Source organism: Marinobacter sp. MDS2, assembly GCF_030718085.1.
Lineage (GTDB): Bacteria > Pseudomonadota > Gammaproteobacteria > Pseudomonadales > Oleiphilaceae > Marinobacter.
Genome location: NZ_JAVAJF010000001.1, coordinates 533,625 through 554,679 on the forward strand (window position 1 = coordinate 533,625; position 21,055 = coordinate 554,679).

Here is a 21,055-nt window from a genome sequence, read left to right on the forward strand (position 1 = left end):
TTACGAACCCTTACCGCGTCGTGTCAGTTGATCAATAAGATTCCCGAACGCCTTATCATACGGAGCCTCCAGAAACATGGACTCTTCCGTACCGGGCAACCGGAATTCCAACGAACGAGCATGAAGCATCAAACGCTCACCACCTACCCTCCTGAACGCCTTGAGGCTTGCATCATCCATATACTTGTCGTCACCGGCAATCGGATGCCCGCCCCAGGCACTGTGCACCCGGATCTGGTGAGTTCTGCCGGTCACCGGCGAAGCTTCGACCAAGCTGTAGCCATCGAAGTCTGCCAACTTCTTATACAAGGTGAGCGACTCTTTACCCTCGGAGCTCACCTTCACCCTGCGCTCCCCGTTTGGCATCTCGTAGCGTAACAATGGCTCGGCAACACGGGTGAGCTTTTTCGGCCAGGAACCAATAACGAGTGCGTGATACCGCTTGCGCATTCGCTTGTGACGCAATTCGTCCTGCAAAAAACGAAGTGCCGAACGTTTTTTCGCAACCATGACCAGCCCGGAAGTATCGCGATCCAGCCGATGCACCAACTCGAGAAACTTTGCCTGAGGGCGAGATGATCGCAACACCTCAATCAGCCCGAAGCTCAAGCCACTTCCGCCATGCACAGCAATACCTGCAGGCTTGTTCACCACCAGCATTTCGGTATTCTCGAACACCACTGCAGCTTCCACCACATTCTGTACGCGATCACCGGGCTTAGGTTGCTCGGGCTTGGCCTGCTGCACAATAGGCGGAATACGAACCACATCCCCTGCTTTCACACGAGTGTCTGGCTTTACACGCCCTTTATTCACCCGGACTTCACCCTTACGCACGATGCGGTACACAATACTTTTGGGCACGCCCCGGAGCCGAGCCAGCAGGAAATTGTCAACCCGCTGCCCTGCCATATCAGCATCAACCTCAACAAATTGAACGCCTTTTTGCACCTGACCGGCAGACTGCGCCGCCGAGCCAGACTGGTCATTGCGACCTTCTGCCGGACGCTGCTGCGGGCGTGCCTTACGGGGTTGTTTCCGGGGAGCCGGTTTTTGAGACATGAAATACCTTATTCCGGCTTGCGCCGGGCGCTTGGATACAGGATTGTACAGCTTCGGGTTTACTGTTATATTCCGACGTGCTCTGCCGTTTGTCTACGGCCTGAAGAATTTTGTTCAGAAGCCGGAGCGGCAGCAGTATACCGACACTGATTAATAGATTGAACGCCGAACACCCAATCATTACCGGGCCCGGCGTGAGACAAACTCCCGACCTACAGGGCAGACCATAGAGTGGCTGTTACCTCCTCGGGAGACGAAATAACCGACCGGGAAACCGTCGGACGGAAACATCACGAAGAATCACTGCCACGCAAAACCGGGCCGTCAGCTTACCAACACGACGTGAGACCTAGGAGTTTGTGTGAACCTGAAAACGGATATTATGCGTCAACAGACACTCACCCTATTCGATCTTTCCCTGCCGTCAGGCAGACGAAGAATCAGCGGTGGTCTCAGACATACAGGGTCAAAACCCGAAAAGGTATGACTCGTCTGGCCGCCGGCTTGCCCTGCTAATTCAGGGCCCGCGGCACGCACATCCCGATTCGCTGATGCGAACGTCTCCGGTTTCCTGTCTTAACAAACGACAGGAACTCACTTTTCCCATGAAAAGAATGCTGATCAATGCAACTCATCCTGAAGAGTTGCGCGTAGCACTGGTAGACGGCCAACGACTGTTTGATCTGGACATCGAATCCAGCACTCGCGAACAGAAAAAAGCCAACATTTACAAAGGCAGAATCACTCGCGTAGAACCCAGCCTGGAAGCGGCTTTCATCGATTTTGGCGCCGACCGCCACGGTTTCCTGCCTCTGAAAGAAATCTCCAAAGAATACTTCAAGAAATCCCCCAGCCAGATCGAAGGCAAGATCAATATTAAAGATGTGCTTTCTGAAGGCCAGGAAGTCATCGTTCAGGTTGATAAAGAAGAACGCGGTAACAAAGGCGCGGCACTGACCACCTTTATCTCTCTGGCTGGCCGCTATCTGGTGCTGATGCCAAACAACCCTCGTGCGGGTGGCATCTCTCGCCGCATCGAAGGCGAGGACCGTGCCCAACTGAAAGAGGCAATGAACGGCGTACAAGTACCCAAATCCATGGGCATCATTGTTCGTACCGCCGGTATCGGCCGCACTACAGAAGAACTTCAGTGGGACCTCGATTATCTTGTCCAGTTCTGGGAAGCCATCACCCAGGCCGCCGATGAACGTAAAGCACCGTTCCTGATCCACCAGGAAAGCAACCTGATCATCCGCGCCGTTCGCGACTACCTCCGTCAGGACATCGGCGAAGTATTGATTGATTCGGAAAGCGTCTACGAAGACGTACTGAGCTTCGTTCGTGCGGTGATGCCTACGTTCGAAAACAAGATCAAACTGTACAAAGACGAGATTCCTTTGTTCAGCCGTTACCAGATCGAAGGTCAGATCGAGACCGCCTTCCAGCGCGAAGTAAAACTTCCGTCTGGCGGCTCCATTGTTATCGATCCAACCGAAGCGCTGGTGTCTATCGACATCAACTCGTCTCGTGCCACCAAAGGTCACGATATCGAAGAAACTGCCCTGCAAACCAACCTCGAAGCGGCAGAAGAAATCGCCCGCCAGCTTCGCTTACGCGACATGGGCGGCCTGATCGTCATCGACTTCATCGACATGACACCGGCCAAGCACCAACGCGAAGTTGAGCACAAGATGCGTGAAGCGCTGGAAATCGACCGCGCCCGCGTTCAAGTCGGCAAGATTTCCCGCTTCGGTTTGCTGGAAATGTCCCGCCAGCGCCTGCGTCCGTCACTCGGTGAAACCCGCAGCGAGGTTTGCCCCCGCTGCGAAGGCCAAGGCACCATTCGAGGCATCGAATCGCTGGCACTGAGCATCATGCGCCTGATCTACGAAGAATCGTCCAAGGAAAAGACCGCAGAAGTTCGTGCCATCGTGCCGGTTTCTGTCGCGACCTTCCTGTTGAACGAAAAACGCAAGCAGCTGGCCGACATCGAAGCAGGCCAAGGCGTATCCATCGTCGTCGCCCCGGTTCCCAACATGGAAACCCCGCACTTCGAAATCATTCGTATGCGCCAGGACGAAACAGCACCTGAGCACATTTCCAGCCATCAGGTGGCTCATGAATACAACGAGCGCGAAGAAGAATCCGCTGTTGAAGTAACCAGCACCGAAAAACCCGTGCGCGAAAAAGCGGCCGTAAAAGCCATTCGCCCGGCCCCGGCCCCGGTCGCTAAAGCGGCCGCCAAAGCCGAAACCGTGGATTCTGACGAAGGCTCTTTCCGCAAGCTGTGCAAGAAAATCGCCAGCTTCTTCAGCGGCGAAGCTGACACCGCTTCTGCCAGCAACCAAACCACCAAGAGCGCCGGCAGCAATCGCCGCCCACAGGCTCGTCCTGATCGCCAGGATCGTCGTAAGTCACGGGTAGCTCGCGATGACCAGCGCGGTGGCAACCGAACCGGTAACGAGCGCCGCCAGAACAACCGCAACCGTCCGAACCGCAATGACGACCAGAACCGCGGTGCGCAAAGTCGTCAGAATCAGCAAGACAAGCCTGCCGACAACAAGGGCAACGACAACCGCAGAGACGGCCGCAAAGAAGGCCAGAACCGCGGTCAGGGCCGAAACCGTCCGCAGCGCGACGCGAAAGACCAGAAAGATCTGAAGGACCAAAAGGACAACCAGCCAAATCAGAAAGGTCCAGCTAACGACAAATCCGGCGATGACAAGCGCCGCAAGCCGCGTCGCCAACGCAATCGTGACGGATCTCCTGCAGAAGCACCGGTCTCTACACCAGCCGCGCGCAAAGCGGAGCGTAGCGACAAGCACCAGAAAGATACGCAGCCCGAAAAAGCCGTTGAAGAAAAAACGTCTTCAGCATCGAAAGCTGCAGTAGAAACAGAGTCAAAAGCGAAAGACGCCAACACTCAGCCGCAGGCCAAACAGCCGGTAGAGCAAAACACGAAAGCTGAAGAGAGCAAGCCTGCTGCTGCGGAACCGAAAGCCGAAACCGCTAAGCCCGCTACCAAAGAGCAGGATGCTGCACCCAAGGCAAAAGAAGAGGCTAAACCGGCGTCCACAGATGAAGCGGTCAAGGCTGAATCTGAGAGCAAAGCAGAGGCCAAGGCAGACGAGAACAAGCCAGAGAAACGTAAGCCTGCCCCTCGCCAGCGCAAGCCACAGGCATCGAAAGAAGCCAAAACCGAGCAAACCAGCGAAGCGCCCAAGGCAAGCGAGCCTGTAGCCGACAGCAAAGACAAAGCGGCCAGCAAGCCGGTAGAAGCCCCGAAAGCCGAGGCAAAACCTGCGGCCGAGGCGACCGCCAGCGAAGCTAAACCGGACGCACCTAAGGCGGAAGCCCCGAAAGCTGAGAAAGCTGAGAAAGCTGAGAAAGCTGAGAAAGCTGAGAAAGCTGAGAAGCCAGCAGAAACCAGCGAGAAGCCAAAGGCAACTGTAAAGGCCGACCCGAAGCCTGAGGCGAAAGCTGAAGCCGAGCCCAAGGCTGAGCCGGCCAAAGCTGAAGCACCCAGCGCCATCGATGTGCCGGTTACACCAGGTCGCGCTTACAACGATCCCAGAGAAGTCCGCAAGCGCCAGCGTGCGGCCGAAGCAGCCAAAAAGGCCGAGGATAATTGATTATGCTGACCAATTCCGACATTGAAGCACTGGAAGACATCCTCTTTGCCGAGCCGTGGGGCGACGAAGCCCTGGACTTCTTCGGCCTGCACGGAGCCGTCTGCGCCAGCGTGATCGGGCCGGTCAACCTGCAGGTGGAAGATATCTTCCGCCTGGCCACAGGTTCCGATACCCTGCCCGACGGCAAGGTGCCCGAGGTCTTCGCCCGATGCGTTAGCAGTCTTACCCGGGATATGACCCAGTCTCTGGACATGGGCCACGCACTGGAGCTGCCAGAGCCAGAAGATGGCGACCCGATGAACGCACTGGAAAACTGGTGCGCAGGCTTTGTCGAAACCTTCCTCGAAAACGAAGACAAGTGGATGGAAGAAGCCGCTGAAGAGGAAGTGGCCGATCTGATGGTGCCAATCCTGACACTGTCCGGGCTGTTTGAAGATGAAGACTTCCAGCGCGCTCGCGAAGATGAGCAGGTTGCAGGCAGGATGGCAGAAGCCATTCCGGACTCACTGACCGACTTGTACCTGTTGTTCCACTCGCCGGAGTAAGCTACCCGCGAACAGGTTCACGAAAATGATGCCAGACGGGCTCCAGCCCCTCTGGCATTTTTGTTATTCGGCCCAGCTCGCACCAACCCGCTCCCGGGAAATGAAAATCGCTGCCCTGGGAAGCCAGCAAGCCTTCTCGCCTCGCAAGCTCGGCAACGAAACCCAAATCACCGCTGGATTGACCGGCAATTGAAACCTCAATCGCTCGCCCACCGGCCTTACCAAAATCGTGCACCAACTCCCGTAACCGGGTCGCTGACAGCTTGTATTTGCGCGGATGCGCCAGAACCGCAATACCACCCGCCTCGTGAATCCATTGCAGCACCTCATGCAGTTCCGGCCAGCAGGCCTTCACATCACCCGGTTTGCCCGCGCCCAGATGGCGTTTAAACGCATGGGCCACCTTCGGAACCACTTCAGCATCCACCAACGCCTGCGCGAAATGCGGGCGCCCCGGCACATCCCCGCCGGCCAAGGCCGTCGCCTTTTCCAACAGGGAATCCACTTTCAAGCGGGAAAGCTTATCCGCAATAATTCGGGCTCGCTGCCAGCGGTTGTCATTCTGAATCGACAGCGCGTTCAGGAAAGCCGGACTATGTTCGTCAAAATCGAGGCCAACCACATGAATGGTGTAGGTTCTCCATACACACGATAACTCCACACCGTTGATCAACCTCAGCCCACCCGCAATGGCCGCCTCTCGGGCCTCAGCCAGCCCGGCAATCGTATCGTGGTCCGTCAGAGCAAGATGACTCACCCCTTTTTCGATGGCGCGAGCCACCAACTCGGCCGGCGCTAGAGCGCCATCCGAGGCGGTGCTATGACAATGCAGATCAATGCATGGTTTTGGGTCTTGAGGTATAGTCACATCCAATCCTGCTAATAATGAGGCTAACAGTGTATCAGCCTTGCGCTGCACGCCCTAACACTGGCCCACCGACATTGGAGCACTCTATGTACTACGCAATCATGAGCGAAGACGTCCCCAACAGCCTGGCTCTTCGAAAACAGGCTCGCCCGGCTCACCTTGCCCGGCTGAAAGCCTTGAAAGCGGACGGCCGTTTACTGGTGGCGGGCCCTCACCCTGCGATTGATACCGAAGATCCGGGCGACTCCGGCTTTACCGGCAGCCTGGTCATTGCCGAATTCGACTCTCTGGAATCCGCACAAGCCTGGGCCGATGCCGACCCGTACATTGAGGCTGGCGTTTACCAATCGGTCACCGTAAAACCGTACAAGGTGGTGCTGCCTTAACCCCGCCAAGCCAGCTCACCACAGGCGGCAGATCACAGTATGAGCGGATTGTAACGCGGGACTGCTTGAATACAGGTCAAGCTGTGACAAAATTGTTGCCTTATATAATCTAACTATCGTCAAACTCAGGGAATGCAACCAGTGACACCGCTTCGCCTTGCTCTAAGCTTTCTTATTATCTTCAGTTCCATTTCCGTAGCTCAGGCGCGAACCGTATGGGTTGACGACCAACTCTATCTACCCGTTCGATCAGGTGCCGGTACGCAGTTTCGAATTATCGAGAATGCGGTGCCAACCGGAACAGCACTTGAACTGATCGAAACTCAAGAAGGCTATTCGAAAGTTCGCACACCCAAGGGCACCGTTGGCTGGGTTTCTTCTCAGTACATCAGTAAAACCCCTGTCGCCAAAGACCTGCTTGCCCGCGCCAACCGGGAACTGGAACAAGCCAAACAAGACGTTGCCAGCCTCCGCGAACAGCTCACGGCCGTTACTCAAGAGCGTGACACGCTACAAAACGCCGAAAACAATCTGTCCAGCCAGACAAAAAATCTGCAAGATGAACTCACAAAGATCAAAAGCATTGCCGCCGACTCGATCAACCTGGAACGTCGCAGCCGCGAACTGCGGGAAGAAAACCAGAAACTTCGGAACGATCTTGAAATACTGACTGCCGAAAACGAGAGATTGGAAGCAGGCCGGGAATCCGACTTCATGCTCCTGGGAGCAGGATTGGTGTTCGGCGGCGTGCTACTGGCTTTGATCATTCCAATGCTCAAGCCAACCCGGAAAACCGATAACTGGGCCTAAGCATGAAAGACTATTCGGAAAAGCGCGATTTTTACCGGATGCAGGTCAACAGCACCATCCAGATCACCGACAACAGCGGTGAAACCTTTACTGGAATCTGCCAAGACCTCAGCGCTGCGGGCATGCAGTTACAAGTAGATCGCCCTTTTCCGGTTGGCGCGGAGCTGAAAACCGTGATGGAAGCCGCCGGGGATCAATTTCCGCCGCTGGAAACCGTCGGGGAGGTTTTGCGCTGCGCTCCCGACGACACCGGGTACATATTGGGCATCAACATCCTCGAAGTCCGATAGACTTCCCATCAAAAAAAACGGCGACCCGATGGGTCGCCGTTTTTGTTTCCGCCGGGAAAACTCGGGCTTACACCAGAGGCTTCTCCGATACGATGATGCCGTTGTTATCGGCATAGACGTACTGGCCCGGGCGGAAAGTCACGCCGTGAAAGGTCACCGGAATATTCAGATCACCAATGTTGCGCTTTTCTGTTTTGCGAGGCACCGTACCCAGCGCCTGAACGCCCAGTTTGGTCTGGCCAATCTCGTCCACATCACGAATGCAGCCGTAGATAATCAATCCAGCCCAGCCGTTTTCCGCGGCTTTCTCGGCCAGCATGTCGCCCAGCAAGGCATTACGCTTGGATGCGCCGCCGTCAACAACCATCACACGGCCATTGCCCGGCAGACCTACCTGCTCTTTAACCACTGAATTGTCTTCAAAACACTTTACGGTGACGATTTCACCACCGAACTGGCGGATGCCACCGTAGTTATTGAAGCCAGGCTCAACCACCTGCACTTCCGGAAACTCATCGCACAGATCCGGAGTAATAATATTGCTCACGCTTTCGTTCTCCTTTCCCGTTTTCAGTTCAGTCGATCTTTTCGTCAGCCAGGAAGAACCAGGTATCCAGAACGGAATCCGGGTTCAAAGAGACCGTGTCGATACCTTCATCCATCAGCCACTTGGCAAGATCCGGATGATCCGACGGTCCCTGACCACAAATACCAATGTACTTACCCGCCTTGCGGCAAGCCTGAATGGCATTGGACAACAGCGCTTTAACCGCATCGTTACGCTCGTCAAACAGGTGCGCAATGATGCCGGAATCCCGATCCAGCCCCAGAGTCAGCTGCGTCAAATCGTTCGAGCCGATAGAGAAGCCGTCAAAGTGCTCCAGGAACTGCTCAGCCAGAATAGCGTTCGCAGGCAACTCGCACATCATGATCAGGCGAAGGCCATTCTCACCACGCTTCAGGCCGTTCTCAGCCAGCAGCTGAACCACTTGCTCGGCCTCACCAACGGTGCGCACAAACGGAACCATCACTTCGACGTTGGTCAGTCCCATCTCATCACGCACTTTCTTGAGTGCACGACATTCCAGTTCGAAACAATCACGGAAGGTTTCAGAGATGTAGCGAGACGCGCCGCGGAAGCCCAGCATCGGGTTTTCTTCGTCTGGCTCGTACAGGGTGCCGCCGATCAGGTTGGCGTACTCATTCGATTTGAAGTCCGACAAGCGAACAATCACCTTCTTCGGCGCAAACGCGGCCGCCAGCGTAGAAATACCTTCAACGAGCTTGTCGACGTAGAAATCCACCGGCGAGCTGTAACCGGAAATACGCTTGTCTACGGTTTGCTTGATGTCACCCGGCAGGCCGTCGTAATTCAGCAGCGCCTTCGGATGCACACCGATCATGCGGTTGATAATGAATTCCAGACGTGCCAAGCCAACGCCTTCGCTAGGCAGAGACTGGAAATCAAACGCACGATCCGGGTTGCCCACGTTCATCATGATCTTGAACGGAATGTTGGGCATGGAATCCACGGTGTTTTCACGCAGCTCGAAATCCAGGGCTCCGTCGTAGATAAATCCGGTGTCGCCTTCCGCGCAAGACACGGTAACGTTCTGGCCGTCTTTCAGCTCTTCGGTGGCGTCGCCGCAACCTACAACCGCCGGAATACCCAGTTCGCGAGCAATGATCGCGGCGTGGCAAGTACGGCCACCACGATCTGTGACGATGGCAGACGCACGCTTCATCACAGGTTCCCAATCCGGGTCTGTCATGTCGGTCACCAGAACATCGCCGGGCTGAACCCGATCCATTTCGTTAATGCTGGTGATGATTTTGACCGGGCCGCTGCCGATCTTATGGCCAATACTGCGACCTTCGATCAGAACCTTGCCGGTTTCTTTCAGCAAGTAACGCTCCATCACGTTGGCGGATGCGCGGCTCTTAACGGTTTCCGGACGGGCCTGAACAATGTAAATCTTGCCGTCGTCACCGTCTTTTGCCCATTCGATATCCATCGGGCGCTGGTAGTGCTTTTCAATAATCATAGCCTGCTTGGCCAATTCTTCTACTTCCGCATCGGTGATGGAGAAACGGGTACGCTCTTCCATATCCACCTTCACGGTTTCAACAAACTTACCTTCACCCGGCTCGGTGTGATAAACCATCTTAATGGCTTTGCTGCCCAGATTACGACGCAGCACCGCAGGGCGATTGGCGGCCAGTGTGGGCTTGTGGACATAAAACTCGTCAGGGTTTACGGCGCCCTGCACCACGGTTTCACCCAAGCCGTAGGAAGAAGTGATGAATACAACGTCGCGGAAACCAGATTCGGTATCCAGCGTGAACATCACGCCACTGGAGGCGGTTTCACTGCGCACCATTTTCTGAATGCCGGCAGACAGTGCAACCAGCTTGTGATCAAAACCGTGGTGAACCCGGTACGAAATGGCGCGGTCGTTGAACAAAGAGGCGAACACTTCTTTAACAGAGGTGCGTACCTGCTCAAGGCCAACCACGTTCAGGAAAGTTTCCTGCTGGCCTGCAAACGAAGCGTCCGGCAAATCTTCAGCGGTTGCGGAGGAACGCACGGCCACAGCCATGGCATCGTTTCCGGCGCGAAGATTTTCGTAGGCTTCTTTCAGAGCGTTTTCAAGCGGCTCGGGGAAATCGGTATCAATAACCCATTGACGAATCTGTGAGCCAACCCGGGCCAACTCATTTACGTCGTTTACATCCAGCGCATCCAGAGCCTGATCGATACGATCTTTCAGCCCGTCTGTCGCCAGAAACTCTCGGTATGCATGTGCTGTAGTGGCAAAACCGCCTGGAACGGTAACACCTGCATTGGCCAGATTACTGATCATTTCACCGAGGGACGCGTTTTTACCCCCTACACGGTCAACATCGGACATTCCTAGGTGGTCAAACCAGATAATGTAATCTTCCAAAGCGTGGTCTCCCTTGTATCTTGAGTGGCGCGGAGTCTCGAAACTGGCGAGTATAATACTGTAAGCTGCGGAAATTACCTAGAGAACCGCCTTAAAACCTGAGTGGATGAAACCATGAAAAGAACTGCTTTTTTTATCTCGGACGGCACCGGCCTGACCGCGGAAGCACTGGGACACGCGCTCTTGGCCCAGTTTGAAAAGATTGAATTCGAACGCATTACCGTGCCGTATATCGACGATGAAGAAAAGGCACGGGAAATGGTTAAACGCATCAACACCGCCGCTGAAATCGATGGCGAGCGACCTCTGGTGTTCGACACCATCGTCAACACTGCTATTCGGGAGATCGTCAGCGACGCCAAAGGTTTCATGGTTGATATTTTTGGCACCTTCCTGAACCCACTGGAACGCGAGCTGAATTCATCGTCCTCTTATTCGGTCGGTAAATCTCACGCCATCAACAACGTCAGCAGCTATGAGCGTCGGATTCACGCGGTTAATTTTGCGTTGGATAACGACGACGGCGCCAGAACACGGCACTACGATGAAGCCGATTTGATCCTGATTGGCGCATCCCGCAGTGGTAAAACCCCTACTTGCCTGTATCTGGCCCTGCAATACGGCATCAAAGCGGCAAACTACCCGATCACCGAAGAAGACCTGGACGATCAGAAAATGCCAAGCGCTTTGCGATCTCACAAACAAAAACTGTTTGGCCTGACCATTCAGCCGGAACGCCTGGCCACCATCCGCAACGAACGCCGGCCTAATTCCCGCTATTCCTCCATGCAGCAATGCATGCACGAAGTGGAGGAAATCGAGCTGATGTACAAACGGGAGCGCATTCCCTATCTGAACACCACGGCCTACTCGGTTGAAGAAATCTCCACAAGGATCATGGTGTCAACCGGGCTCAAGCGTCATCGGTAAACCGCCCAACAAAAAAGGGTGGGCGACGCTCGTCCCCCACCCTCTCTTTACTTCGCACTTCAGATTTACAGCTCCTGAATACTCAGGCCCAGCTGTTCCGCCACGCCTCGATTATCCGGGCTGGTGATGACCGCCACACTGGCATCTTCCGGCTTCAGCCAGGTATCGGCTACCCGGCGCATTTCATCCAGCGTTACGTTCAACACCCGCTCGCGGAACCGGGCGCGCTGCTCGGGGGTACGACCAAACAGATTGTTGTGGAACGCATGTCGCGCCGCTCCAGCCGGAGAGTGCGGGCGATCCAGCTGACCAATCACGCCCAAAATGGCCTCTTCCAAGGCCTGATGCTCGTGGGTTTCCGTACACAGCCAGTTCAGCGCCGCGTCGAAATCATCCAGGGTTTCCGCAAAACGCGGGTCACGGTACGAGAAGAAGCGGAACACGCCGTTCACGCTGTCCTGCCCTGCACCACCGCCGTAAGCACCGCCTTTTTCGCGAATCGCCCGATGCAGGTATCCGTTTCGCAGGAACCCGCCCACTACCGTCAAGGCGGCGGCATCCGGGTGATCAACCGCCACCGTCGCATAGGCTTTTGCACAGAAGTTCACCTGGGTCGAGGTCAGCCAGGCTTCTTTGGTTTTGTAGCTCACCGGTTTCATAGACCAGTCGCCCTCAACCTGAGCATTCCCGCCCTGCCAGCAGGTTTTCACGCTGTCCAGCATGGGTGCCAGCTGCGCCTCTTCACCGATCAGCAGGAATTGGCGCCCCTGCTTGCGAATCTTTTCGTGCAGAGCTGCAAGACTGTCACAGAACTGCGCCAACGCGGATTCGTCATTCAACGACTTATCGAGCTCTTTGGTGCCTCGAATACCCGCAAGACCGCCCAACCGGAAACTCAACCAGGAACCCGAGCTCAAACCCTGAGCCGCCGCCCCCATAGCCAGGCCGTGGCCACTTCCAGTGACAGCCTGTTCCCGGCGCGCACGCACCTGAGCAATGATCTCCCGAACGCGTTCTTTCTCGTCAAACCGCGCACCGCTGTATACATCTTTGAGCAGCTGAGTCAGCTCGCCACTGTTGCGGGCCAGTGCCTTACCGCTAAAAATCAGATAGCCGGACATGGCCTGTACATCGTCAATCTGGCCCTTGGCGAGGAACGAGGCGCCAATGCCCCCGGATTCCGCTGAAATACGATCCTGCATTTGCAGATAATCCAGCTCCCCACAACCGACTTCCGAAATCAGCGTCGTGTAGTAAGGCAACAGCAACAGCTCTTCTTCACTCAACGCCGGCACAGGCAACACAATTTGCTGGTAAACCAACCCGTTGGTGCCGCGGGCATACAGAGTGGCTCCGGTTTCGGGATCGTACTTGCCTTCCGGCTCCGGCATCTGCAGGGGCACATCAGACAAGCCCACCTTGGGCAAAATTGAATCATCGTCTTTTCGAAGCTGCCGCTCTTCCAACGCCTTGGCACGCTCCACAATCAGCTTCACTTCATCGTCGGTGAGGCTGGCCTTGCGCTTAGCCAGCGATTCTCTCAACGCAATCTGATGGGCACCTTCCAGCTTTTCGTCCGGACGCAGGGTCAAAGTAACCCGGTGCGGATTTTCCAAAAGCTTGCGGCGTATCAGGCTTGGCACATATTCGGGATCTTTGATTTTTTCACGCAGTGTTGCCAGTACCGGCTCAAGGTCGAGCAATTCAACCGGATCGCCACCGTGAACCATCGGCGAAATGGCCTGCATGATCAGCTGCAATCCGTAAGGGAAGCCATCGCCGGCAATTTCCCGCTGGTGCAATTCCAGCTGGTGGAGAATGGCTTCGAGCCGTTCCGGGCTTACGCCTTCGTCAACCACCTTGGCCAAGGTCTGCTCGACCAGAGCCTCCAGATCGTCGCGGCGGCCCGGCTCACTGCCCTCGATACCGCAGACGAAGGTCATCTCACGATTAGAATCCTCAAGCCCGCACATGGGCGACGGTGCATGACCGATGTCTGTGGTTTCAAGCGCCCGCATCATTGGTGAGGCACTGTTCTCAAACAGCACAGACGCCAGCAACTGAGCTTCAAGGTTCTCCTGCAGATCGAAGCTGTGCCCAAGCAGCCACCCCATGACAATGTGGGTTTTAGCCTCAGTGTCTTCGCCCTCGCTGACCGCATAGCCCTGCTCGACCCGCATCGGCGAGAACATGCGCTTTTCGTCGTGTACCGGAAGTTTGACTTCCTGGCGCTCAAAACGCTTCAGTGCCAGCTCTTCAAACTTTTCATGATGCTCATGGGCCGGAATATTCCCGTAAGTCGCAAAAATCGCGTTGCTCGGATGGTAGTGATGACGATAAAACTTCACCAGATCGTCGTAGCTCAGGTCCACAATATGGTCGGGTTCACCGCCACTGTTGTAGTGATAGGTTGTAGTCTGGAAAAGATGACTGGACAGGTTCTGCCACAGCTGTGAAGTGGGCGCACTCATCGCCCCCTTCATCTCGTTGTAAACCACGCCCCGGTAGACCAGCTCGCTGCTTGGATCATCCGGTTTTTCAAACTCCAAACGATGCCCTTCCTGCGCAAAATCAAGCGGATCAAGCTTGGAGAAAAACACCGAGTCCAGATACACCGTCAACAGGTTATCGAAATCTTTCCGGTTCATGCTGGCAAACGGATAGGCCGTCCAGTCACTGCTGGTGAATGCGTTCATGAACGTGTTCAAGGAACGGCGAATCATCATGAAGAACGGATCGCGCACAGGAAAACGCTCACTGCCACACAAGGCAGTGTGTTCCAGAACGTGGGCTACCCCGGTGGAATCCATCGGGAACGTGCGAAGGGCTACAAAAAACACGTTTTCATCGTTATCCGCCGCCAGATGCAAATGACGCGCACCGGTTTTTTTGTGGCGATACTCCTCAATATCCAGATTGAGGGTGCTAATCCGGTGACTACGAAGTTTCTCGAAAGCCGGATGGATTGCGTTGTCTGTCACTGCAGCCATTAAAACGATCCTATGCATTGAACAATTGGAGAATTACAGGGTAACACGTACTATCGGATATGATGCATCGAACAAACCCAACTAGGTAGCCTGCCGATCCATGACAGACGAAACCAAAAAAACAAAAGCCATTGAAGCCCCCGAAGTAGCCGCCTGGTGGGCCGAACGCCGCCAATATCTGGAGCGCATTCGCAAAGTTCCCGAGATCCGCCATAAGTTTTGGCGCGAAGTCGGTGTCTACCTTCTCAGGCGCTTGCTCTGGTCTTACGGTTTCTTCCCGGTGTTTATCGCGTTCTGGCTCCCCTTCGTCATGGCCAGTTTCAACCCTGTGGTGCTGGCCACAGACATGATCCCGGTCTTGCAAAGCTTTATCGACTCCAACCCGGAGGAACAAGCCACGACCATCAGCACAATGATGATCGCCTGGTTCTCGATTGGCACCTTTTTCCTGGTCTTCGATTTCGTGTTGACACCGTTCCGCTCGCCCTACCAATATGAAGCGGATGTATACATGAAGTCCTGGGAGCAGCTCAATCATGACCAGCTTCCTGACAAAATGTGATTTGGCCTGCATTCTGACTAACTTCAGACACTTTCTGTTACATAAGATTGCGGACAGTGGTTAAGATGAATCCATAACAAAAGCATCCAGGAAGTTGGGATAAGAGGTTTTACCATGGTCGATTTCAGGCCGTTGATGTTCATCAATGCACTTGCCTTGATGTTACTGGTGACAGCAGGCTTTGCATCCGTTCAGCACGTCCCGGTACTGAAAAGTAGCGGAGAGCCATCCAGTGCCATGCAACAACAAACGTTGGCCTCCCTGCCAGCGCCAGCTGCAGCTCCCAAAGAACGTGCAGCGCAGCCTCTCTCCTCCGCTGCGCTACCCGAAGAAACAAACGATGCTATTTATGCGGAGCAGCCTACCTCCGTTACTCCATCCTCCGAACACAGCATCACCGCCGAGGCGTTTGAAGTTGAGCCAATTCCGGATGACCTCCAAACGGTGGCATTCGCAGAACCTTTTACACCACCTCCCATAAAACCGGAGCCCGCAACAACCGGCAAACTGGTGCTTCGCTCTAACGTTGTGGGTGATCAGGTCAGGATCAATGGCAAGAACTACGGGGCCACCCGGCTTGATCTGGAGCTGGAGCCCGGCCGTTACGAGATCATCATTGAAAAGCCGGGGTTTAAGCCGTGGCAGAACGCCATTGCCCTTAAAGCTGGCCAGGACCTCACCTTGGTAGGCCAGCTCGAACAGTACACCACCGTTAATTACTCGAATGGCCGCTGGATCGGCGGTGTTAAAACCGGAGACGGAAGCTGGGTAGACGAATCTGGTCTACGCTATGAGGGGCACTTCGTTAATGGCCTGTTCGATGGCACAGGCACAGCCTGGTACCCGGACGGCAGCCGGTATGACGGCGACTGGGTAAAAGGCCAACAACACGGTGAAGGCCAGTGGCGCGGCGCTGATAACGCTCAATACACCGGCCGCTTTGAACGCAACGAGTTTCACGGTCAGGGCACGCTGACCAAAGCCAATGGCGACATACTTACGGGCAACTGGATGCAAGGCAAAATGCAGGGGCTGGGCTCTCTCACCACCGCAGACGGCCTCTTATACGTCGGCAACTTCCGCAACGGCGAGTTCCATGGCGAAGGCACCCTGACCTACCCGGATGGCCGCTCCTACGAAGGCCAGTTCTCGAACGGCACCTTCCACGGCAAGGGCTCGGAAATCTTTGCAGACGGCAAGAAGTACGATGGCCAATATATGGACGGCAAATTTCATGGCGCAGGACTGCTACGTAATCCTAACGGCAGCTCGATTGAAGCGACGTTCCGCCTCGGCGAACCCTATGGAAAGGTGCGCCTGACGACAGCGGCCGGCGAAGTCTTCACCGCCCGCACAACCGAGCCCGGCGTGTGCTATCGGGACAAAAGCTATAGGGCAACGCAATGCCCGCAACTGGAAGGCTGGTAATAACACCCCGGTCGCGACACCAACGAGTTTGCAGTAACAGGTTGAGGTAGTGAGATGGCAATCAAAAATGCTTTGCTGGTTGACGATTCCAAGGTTGCCAGGTTCGCCCTGAGCAAAATTCTTGAGAATCGGGACATGGAAGTGAACATGGCAAGCTCTGCCGAAGAAGCTCTGGAATTTCTGAGCAAAAATCCAGCACCGGATGTGATCTTCATGGATCACCTGATGCCGGGCATGAGTGGTGTTGAAGCCGCAAAGGCGATCAAAAACAACCCCGACACCGCCGGCATTCCCATCATCATGTGCACCTCGAAGAAGTCGTCTTCGTTCTCGGATGAAGCGAAAAATTTCGGCATATACAGCATTCTCACCAAGCCCCCTCAAAGCGAAGGGCTGACCATTATGCTGGAGCAGTTGGCGACAGACGTTGAGCGCGGAACACTGCCAATGCCCGAAAACCTGTCATCGCCTGCATCGGACGAAGAAGCCGCCATCACTCTGCCCACCCAAAGCAGTTCGGAAAGTACCAGTGCTGCAGGTGCGAACGAAGTGCCCTTGACCGCCGAACTGATTGAACAGATTTCCCGCTCGGCCGTGAAGACCAACATCAACAATCGTTTGCACGAACTGCTCAAAGACTTGTTCGACGAGCAATACATTCATGTAAAACGTGCGCTCGAAGACAACGAGAAAAAGCAGGAAGCCCAAATTAAAGAACACCTGAAAACACTGACCGAACTGGTAGACGAGCGCACCCGCAACCTGCGCGATGAGGTGGCCGCGGAAATCAACATGAACCTGAGTCGCGAGCTGGCGATCTCGCGCAAAGAAATGGCGAAAAACTCCGGGTTCACAGCCGAGCACATGGCCGAGCTGAAAGACCACATCACCAGCGTACAAACGATCGACACAGAATTCTGGCAGACGCTTCAGTCTGAGGCCGTGCAACAAGCCCACGAAATCTCCCGTGAGACCGCCGAGGATATTGCCCAGCGCACCATCGATCTTTACGTCGCTCAACAAAAAGCCGCCCACTCCCGCATCTACACCTTGGGGCTGGCCGTGAGCTTAGGCATTTTCAGTGTCGGCATTGCCTGGCTGTCAGGCTTGTTCGGCTAACATCTGCTTTATATCTTGCCAGCGTGCGGGAGTGTCGACATCCAGCGCCACTCCCGCAATCTTCACACGGCACGCATCGACCTGATTCAATACACGCCCTGCCCCCGCATCACCTTGCAACCTGAGCACTTCAGGCCAAAGCCGCCGCGGAATCCAGGCCGGCACCCCCACTCGCGAACCGTAATCCGCTGCCCACACTTGATCAGGCATTTGCCGTGCGCCATCACGAAGAGCGACAAGACCGCGCTGATCCAGCAAGGGCTGATCCCCGACCAGTACATACACACCCCGGGCCGAAGGCCCCAACGTATTGATTCCTGCGGCCAGAGAAGCAGACAGCCCCTGCTGCCAGCCAGAACAATACACCCAGCGTGTAGCGGATTGCCCGCACCGATAACGGATCAGAGGGTACCTTGCTCCGACAACCACCGAAACGCAACGTGACAGCAGCCTGGCTTGCCCGATGGCATGCCCCAGCAATGTGCCCTGCCCGGGAATGTTCAAGGTTTGTTTGGCCCGGCCCATACGAGCACTGCGGCCCGCTGCCAGCACCAATGCCGGAAACTGCTGATCGAGCGGTGAGCGGTTCGTGGCTATGATGCAGCCTCCTGTTAGACGTTCTCATTTGCAAACTGCTGAAGAGAACGATTTTTGCTAGAATCACGCCACCATGCAACCAATATAGTCAGGCCATTCATGAACCATCTTTTCGTCGACAACCTCACCGTGATTGATTTCGCCTATCTGGACCCGACCCGGGGCTTAGTAGGCGAAAGCTGGATTGCCGACGTGGTCCTCGGCGGCGAGCTCGACGACCAAGGCATGGTCTTTGACTTCAGCAACGTCAAACGCACCATCAAGCGTGTTATCGACGAGCGGGTGGACCACCGGCTGGTGATCCCGAGAGGCTACGAAGGGCTGCACTGGGACGAAGACCAGCCCAACACCTTCCGCTGGGATCTGACGAACGGCGGTCATATATCCCACACCTCACCGGACGAAGCCGTTGTCTGGCTGTCTTCCGAACGCGTGGAGAAGCCTGCCGTCGCAGCCTTACTGGAAAAAGAACTGAAGGCCGTGCTGCCTGGTAACGTCACCACCGTTGAGATCAACCTGCGGGAAGACATCATCGAAGGCCCTTACTACCACTATGTGCATGGCCTGAAGAAGCATCTTGGCAACTGCCAGCGCATTGCACACGGGCACCGCTCCCCTATCCGCATTGACCGTAACGGACAGCGAGACACCGAGCTGGAGAAACGGTGGGCGAAACTGTGGGAAGACATCTACGTAGGCACGGAAGAAGACGTTACCCGCCGCTTTGTGGGCGACGACGGACAGCACTACATCAGCTTCGACTACGAAGCCAATCAGGGGGAGTTTGCCCTGACCCTGCCGGAGAGCCGTGTTTACATGCTGGAAACCGACACCACGGTAGAGCTGATTGCGGCTCACATGGCAGACGTACTGAAAGCAGAGTTTCCGGAAGACGAGATTCGCGTGAAGGCTTACGAGGGGGTTGGCAAGGGGGCTATCGCGGTTCGGTGAGGATTTGCTTGGGAGTATGAGGGGTCAGACCCGTGGGGTCTGACCCCGGACCTACTTTCTTTCAGGCACAAAAAAACCGCCCGAAGGCGGTTTTTTTGATGGCTTCCCGGTGGACTAAACCGTGAAGCCGTATTGGCGTCCCCTAGGGGGTTCGAACCCCTGTTGCCGCCGTGAAAGGGCGGAGTCCTAGGCCACTAGACGAAGGGGACTAGAAATTGGTGGAGCCAGGCGGGATCGAACCGCCGACCTCAACACTGCCAGTGTTGCGCTCTCCCAGCTGAGCTATGGCCCCTCAACGGATGCGTATATTAAGGATCCGCCCCTAGGCCGTCAACACCCAAATCCTCTTTTTTTAAAGTTTTTTCGACTTCCCTGTCGACATCGATCAATTAACAAACAAACCGCTCATCAAACGTCCAAAGCGGCGTATTCTTTCTCTACTTTCTTGGTTTCTTTCTTGGAGAAACCACCCAAAACATCCAACGCACTACGCAAACGAGAACGCGTCATGTCCGGGCCAAGCAGTGCCATCGAGTCCATAACCGACCAGGAATTCGGTGTTCCGGCAATCGCGACGAAGATCGAGAACATGAAATCGCCCATCTTCAAATCCATCGCCTTCGCCAGTGCTTTAATATCGGCGAAGATCGTGTCTTTGCTCCAATGACGCTGAGCTTCCAGCCTCCACAGCGTAAACTGAAGCACACGCTTCACCTGTGCCTGCTCCAGCTTCTTGTGCTCGAAGTCTTCCGGCTTCAAATTCAACATACCGCTGAACATGAACTGCGCCATAGGGGCAACATCCGAAAACACCTCTGCCCGGCCCTTAATGTGAGGCACAAGCGCCTTAAGCGCATCTTCGTTGAACCACCAATCGCGCAGGCGAGCCATAAACTGCTCGTCACTCAGGTCGTCACGAACCCACTGGCCGTTCAACCAACGCAGCTTCTCTACATCAAACACCGGGCCACCCAGGGACACACGCTGGATATCGAAGTTTTCAATCATCTCGTCCAGAGAAAACTTCTCACGCTCATCCGGCATCGACCAACCCATTCGGCCCAGGTAGTTGGTCACTGCTTCCGGCATGAAACCCATGCGCTCATAGAAATTGATGCTGGTCGGGTTTTTACGCTTCGACAGTTTGCTCTTGTCCGGGTTACGCAACAGCGGCAAGTGGCACAGCTCCGGCATATCCCAGCCGAAATATTCATACAGCAACTTATGCTTGGGCGCAGAGTTGATCCACTCTTCGCCCCGAAGTACGTGGGTGATTTCCATCAGGTGGTCATCCACCACGTTGGCCAGGTGGTAGGTTGGCATGCCGTCCGACTTCAACAGAATCTGACAATCCACCTGAGCCCAATCAATCTCAATGGTGCCACGGAGCATGTCCTGAATTTCGCACACACCTTCATCAGGCACCTTCATGCGAATCACATAGGATTCGCCCGCATCCAAACGACGCTTCACTTCTTCCTGCGATAATTCCAGATCACCTTTGATACCCGGGTTCTGGCCGTTCGCTTTACGCTCTTCCCGAATCGCATCCAACTCTTCCGGTGTACGGAAACAATAAAAAGCATGACCTGCAGTAACCAGGTCTTCGGCATACTGGGCGTACATGTGCTTACGCTCAGACTGGCGATACGGGCCGTGCGGGCCGCCCACATCGGGACCTTCGTCCCAGTTCAGCCCCAGCCAGCGCAACGCCTTGAGAATGTCCTGTTCAGATTCAGCCGTACTACGCACCTGATCGGTATCTTCAATCCGCAGAATAAACTGGCCACCGTGCTGGCGCGCAAAGCACAAATTAAACAAGGCCACGTAGGCGGTACCAACGTGAGGGTCACCCGTGGGCGACGGAGCAATTCGAGTACGTACTGTCATGAAACCATCCTGAAAATAAGTGGCCGATAAATAAGTTAGGCATTATA

Annotated in this window: 17 protein-coding genes and 2 tRNA genes; 10 read left to right on the forward strand and 9 right to left on the reverse strand. The window is 55.2% G+C overall.

Going from position 1 to position 21,055, the window contains the following annotated elements; all coding sequences use genetic code 11:
- The gene (gene rluC / locus Q9245_RS02560; RefSeq protein ID WP_305895690.1) at positions 1–1,062 is read right to left on the reverse strand and encodes a 23S rRNA pseudouridine(955/2504/2580) synthase RluC; all 1,062 of its coding nucleotides are present in this window, start codon (positions 1,060–1,062) and stop codon (positions 1–3) included.
- A 605-nt stretch (positions 1,063–1,667) separates the two neighbouring features.
- Here rluC and rne point away from each other — a divergent pair.
- Positions 1,668–4,694, forward strand: a complete 3,027-nt coding sequence (rne, locus tag Q9245_RS02565; RefSeq protein WP_305895691.1) for a ribonuclease E — start codon at positions 1,668–1,670, stop codon at positions 4,692–4,694.
- Between the two features lie 2 nt (positions 4,695–4,696).
- Positions 4,697–5,239, forward strand: coding sequence for a YecA family protein (locus Q9245_RS02570; RefSeq protein ID WP_305895692.1), 543 nt, complete (start codon positions 4,697–4,699; stop codon positions 5,237–5,239).
- 1 nt (position 5,240) lies between these two features.
- Here the strand turns inward: Q9245_RS02570 and Q9245_RS02575 are convergent, their stop codons facing one another.
- On the reverse strand, positions 5,241–6,107 hold the full coding sequence (locus Q9245_RS02575; protein ID WP_305895693.1) for a PHP domain-containing protein: 867 nt from the start codon (positions 6,105–6,107) through the stop codon (positions 5,241–5,243).
- Positions 6,108–6,193: 86 nt separating this feature from the next.
- On the opposite strand from Q9245_RS02575, the gene Q9245_RS02580 reads away from it, so the two are divergent.
- From Q9245_RS02580 to Q9245_RS02590, 3 genes are all read left to right on the forward strand, one after another.
- A complete protein-coding gene (locus tag Q9245_RS02580) occupies positions 6,194–6,493 on the forward strand; it encodes a YciI family protein (protein WP_305895694.1) in 300 nt (99 codons plus the stop codon).
- Positions 6,494–6,634: 141 nt separating this feature from the next.
- The gene (locus Q9245_RS02585; protein ID WP_305895695.1) at positions 6,635–7,303 is read left to right on the forward strand and encodes a TIGR04211 family SH3 domain-containing protein; all 669 of its coding nucleotides are present in this window, start codon (positions 6,635–6,637) and stop codon (positions 7,301–7,303) included.
- Positions 7,304–7,305: 2 nt separating this feature from the next.
- Positions 7,306–7,593, forward strand: a complete 288-nt coding sequence (locus Q9245_RS02590) for a PilZ domain-containing protein (RefSeq protein WP_305895696.1) — start codon at positions 7,306–7,308, stop codon at positions 7,591–7,593.
- A 67-nt stretch (positions 7,594–7,660) separates the two neighbouring features.
- Here the strand turns inward: Q9245_RS02590 and rraA are convergent, their stop codons facing one another.
- Both rraA and ppsA read right to left on the reverse strand, forming a co-directional pair.
- Entirely contained in the window at positions 7,661–8,140 is a 480-nt protein-coding gene (gene rraA, locus Q9245_RS02595; RefSeq protein WP_305895697.1) for a ribonuclease E activity regulator RraA, read from the reverse strand.
- Positions 8,141–8,168: 28 nt separating this feature from the next.
- On the reverse strand, positions 8,169–10,541 hold the full coding sequence (gene ppsA, locus Q9245_RS02600) for a phosphoenolpyruvate synthase (protein ID WP_305895698.1): 2,373 nt from the start codon (positions 10,539–10,541) through the stop codon (positions 8,169–8,171).
- A 114-nt stretch (positions 10,542–10,655) separates the two neighbouring features.
- Between ppsA and Q9245_RS02605 the strand changes: the two genes are divergently transcribed.
- Positions 10,656–11,471, forward strand: coding sequence for a pyruvate, water dikinase regulatory protein (locus Q9245_RS02605; protein WP_305895699.1), 816 nt, complete (start codon positions 10,656–10,658; stop codon positions 11,469–11,471).
- A gap of 65 nt (positions 11,472–11,536) precedes the next feature.
- Here Q9245_RS02605 and Q9245_RS02610 read toward each other — a convergent pair whose 3' ends face one another.
- Complete coding sequence (locus tag Q9245_RS02610) at positions 11,537–14,461, reverse strand: insulinase family protein (RefSeq protein WP_305895700.1); 2,925 nt, start codon at positions 14,459–14,461, stop codon at positions 11,537–11,539.
- Positions 14,462–14,561: 100 nt separating this feature from the next.
- Between Q9245_RS02610 and Q9245_RS02615 the strand changes: the two genes are divergently transcribed.
- The 3 genes from Q9245_RS02615 (at position 14,562) to Q9245_RS02625 (ending at position 17,570) form a co-directional block, all read left to right on the forward strand.
- Positions 14,562–15,023, forward strand: a complete 462-nt coding sequence (locus Q9245_RS02615) for a hypothetical protein (protein ID WP_305895701.1) — start codon at positions 14,562–14,564, stop codon at positions 15,021–15,023.
- A gap of 114 nt (positions 15,024–15,137) precedes the next feature.
- On the forward strand, positions 15,138–16,451 hold the full coding sequence (locus Q9245_RS02620) for a PEGA domain-containing protein (protein ID WP_305895702.1): 1,314 nt from the start codon (positions 15,138–15,140) through the stop codon (positions 16,449–16,451).
- Between the two features lie 54 nt (positions 16,452–16,505).
- A complete protein-coding gene (locus tag Q9245_RS02625; RefSeq protein WP_305895703.1) occupies positions 16,506–17,570 on the forward strand; it encodes a response regulator in 1,065 nt (354 codons plus the stop codon).
- Here Q9245_RS02625 and Q9245_RS02630 read toward each other — a convergent pair.
- On the reverse strand, positions 17,553–18,122 hold the full coding sequence (locus Q9245_RS02630; protein WP_305897156.1) for a nucleotidyltransferase family protein: 570 nt from the start codon (positions 18,120–18,122) through the stop codon (positions 17,553–17,555). The two genes, Q9245_RS02625 and Q9245_RS02630, sit on opposite strands and share 18 nt — an antisense overlap.
- Before the next feature lie 144 nt (positions 18,123–18,266).
- On the opposite strand from Q9245_RS02630, the gene Q9245_RS02635 reads away from it, so the two are divergent.
- Entirely contained in the window at positions 18,267–19,118 is an 852-nt protein-coding gene (locus tag Q9245_RS02635; RefSeq protein ID WP_305895704.1) for a 6-carboxytetrahydropterin synthase, read from the forward strand.
- A gap of 133 nt (positions 19,119–19,251) precedes the next feature.
- On the opposite strand, the gene Q9245_RS02640 is transcribed toward Q9245_RS02635, so the two are convergent.
- From Q9245_RS02640 to gltX, 3 genes are all read right to left on the reverse strand, one after another.
- Positions 19,252–19,327 (reverse strand) — tRNA-Glu (locus Q9245_RS02640).
- Positions 19,328–19,334: 7 nt separating this feature from the next.
- Positions 19,335–19,410, reverse strand: a tRNA-Ala gene (locus Q9245_RS02645).
- A 116-nt stretch (positions 19,411–19,526) separates the two neighbouring features.
- Positions 19,527–21,008 (reverse strand): glutamate--tRNA ligase, encoded by a 1,482-nt coding sequence (gene gltX / locus Q9245_RS02650; RefSeq protein WP_305895705.1) that lies wholly within the window; start codon positions 21,006–21,008, stop codon positions 19,527–19,529.
- Positions 21,009–21,055 lie beyond the last annotated feature (47 nt).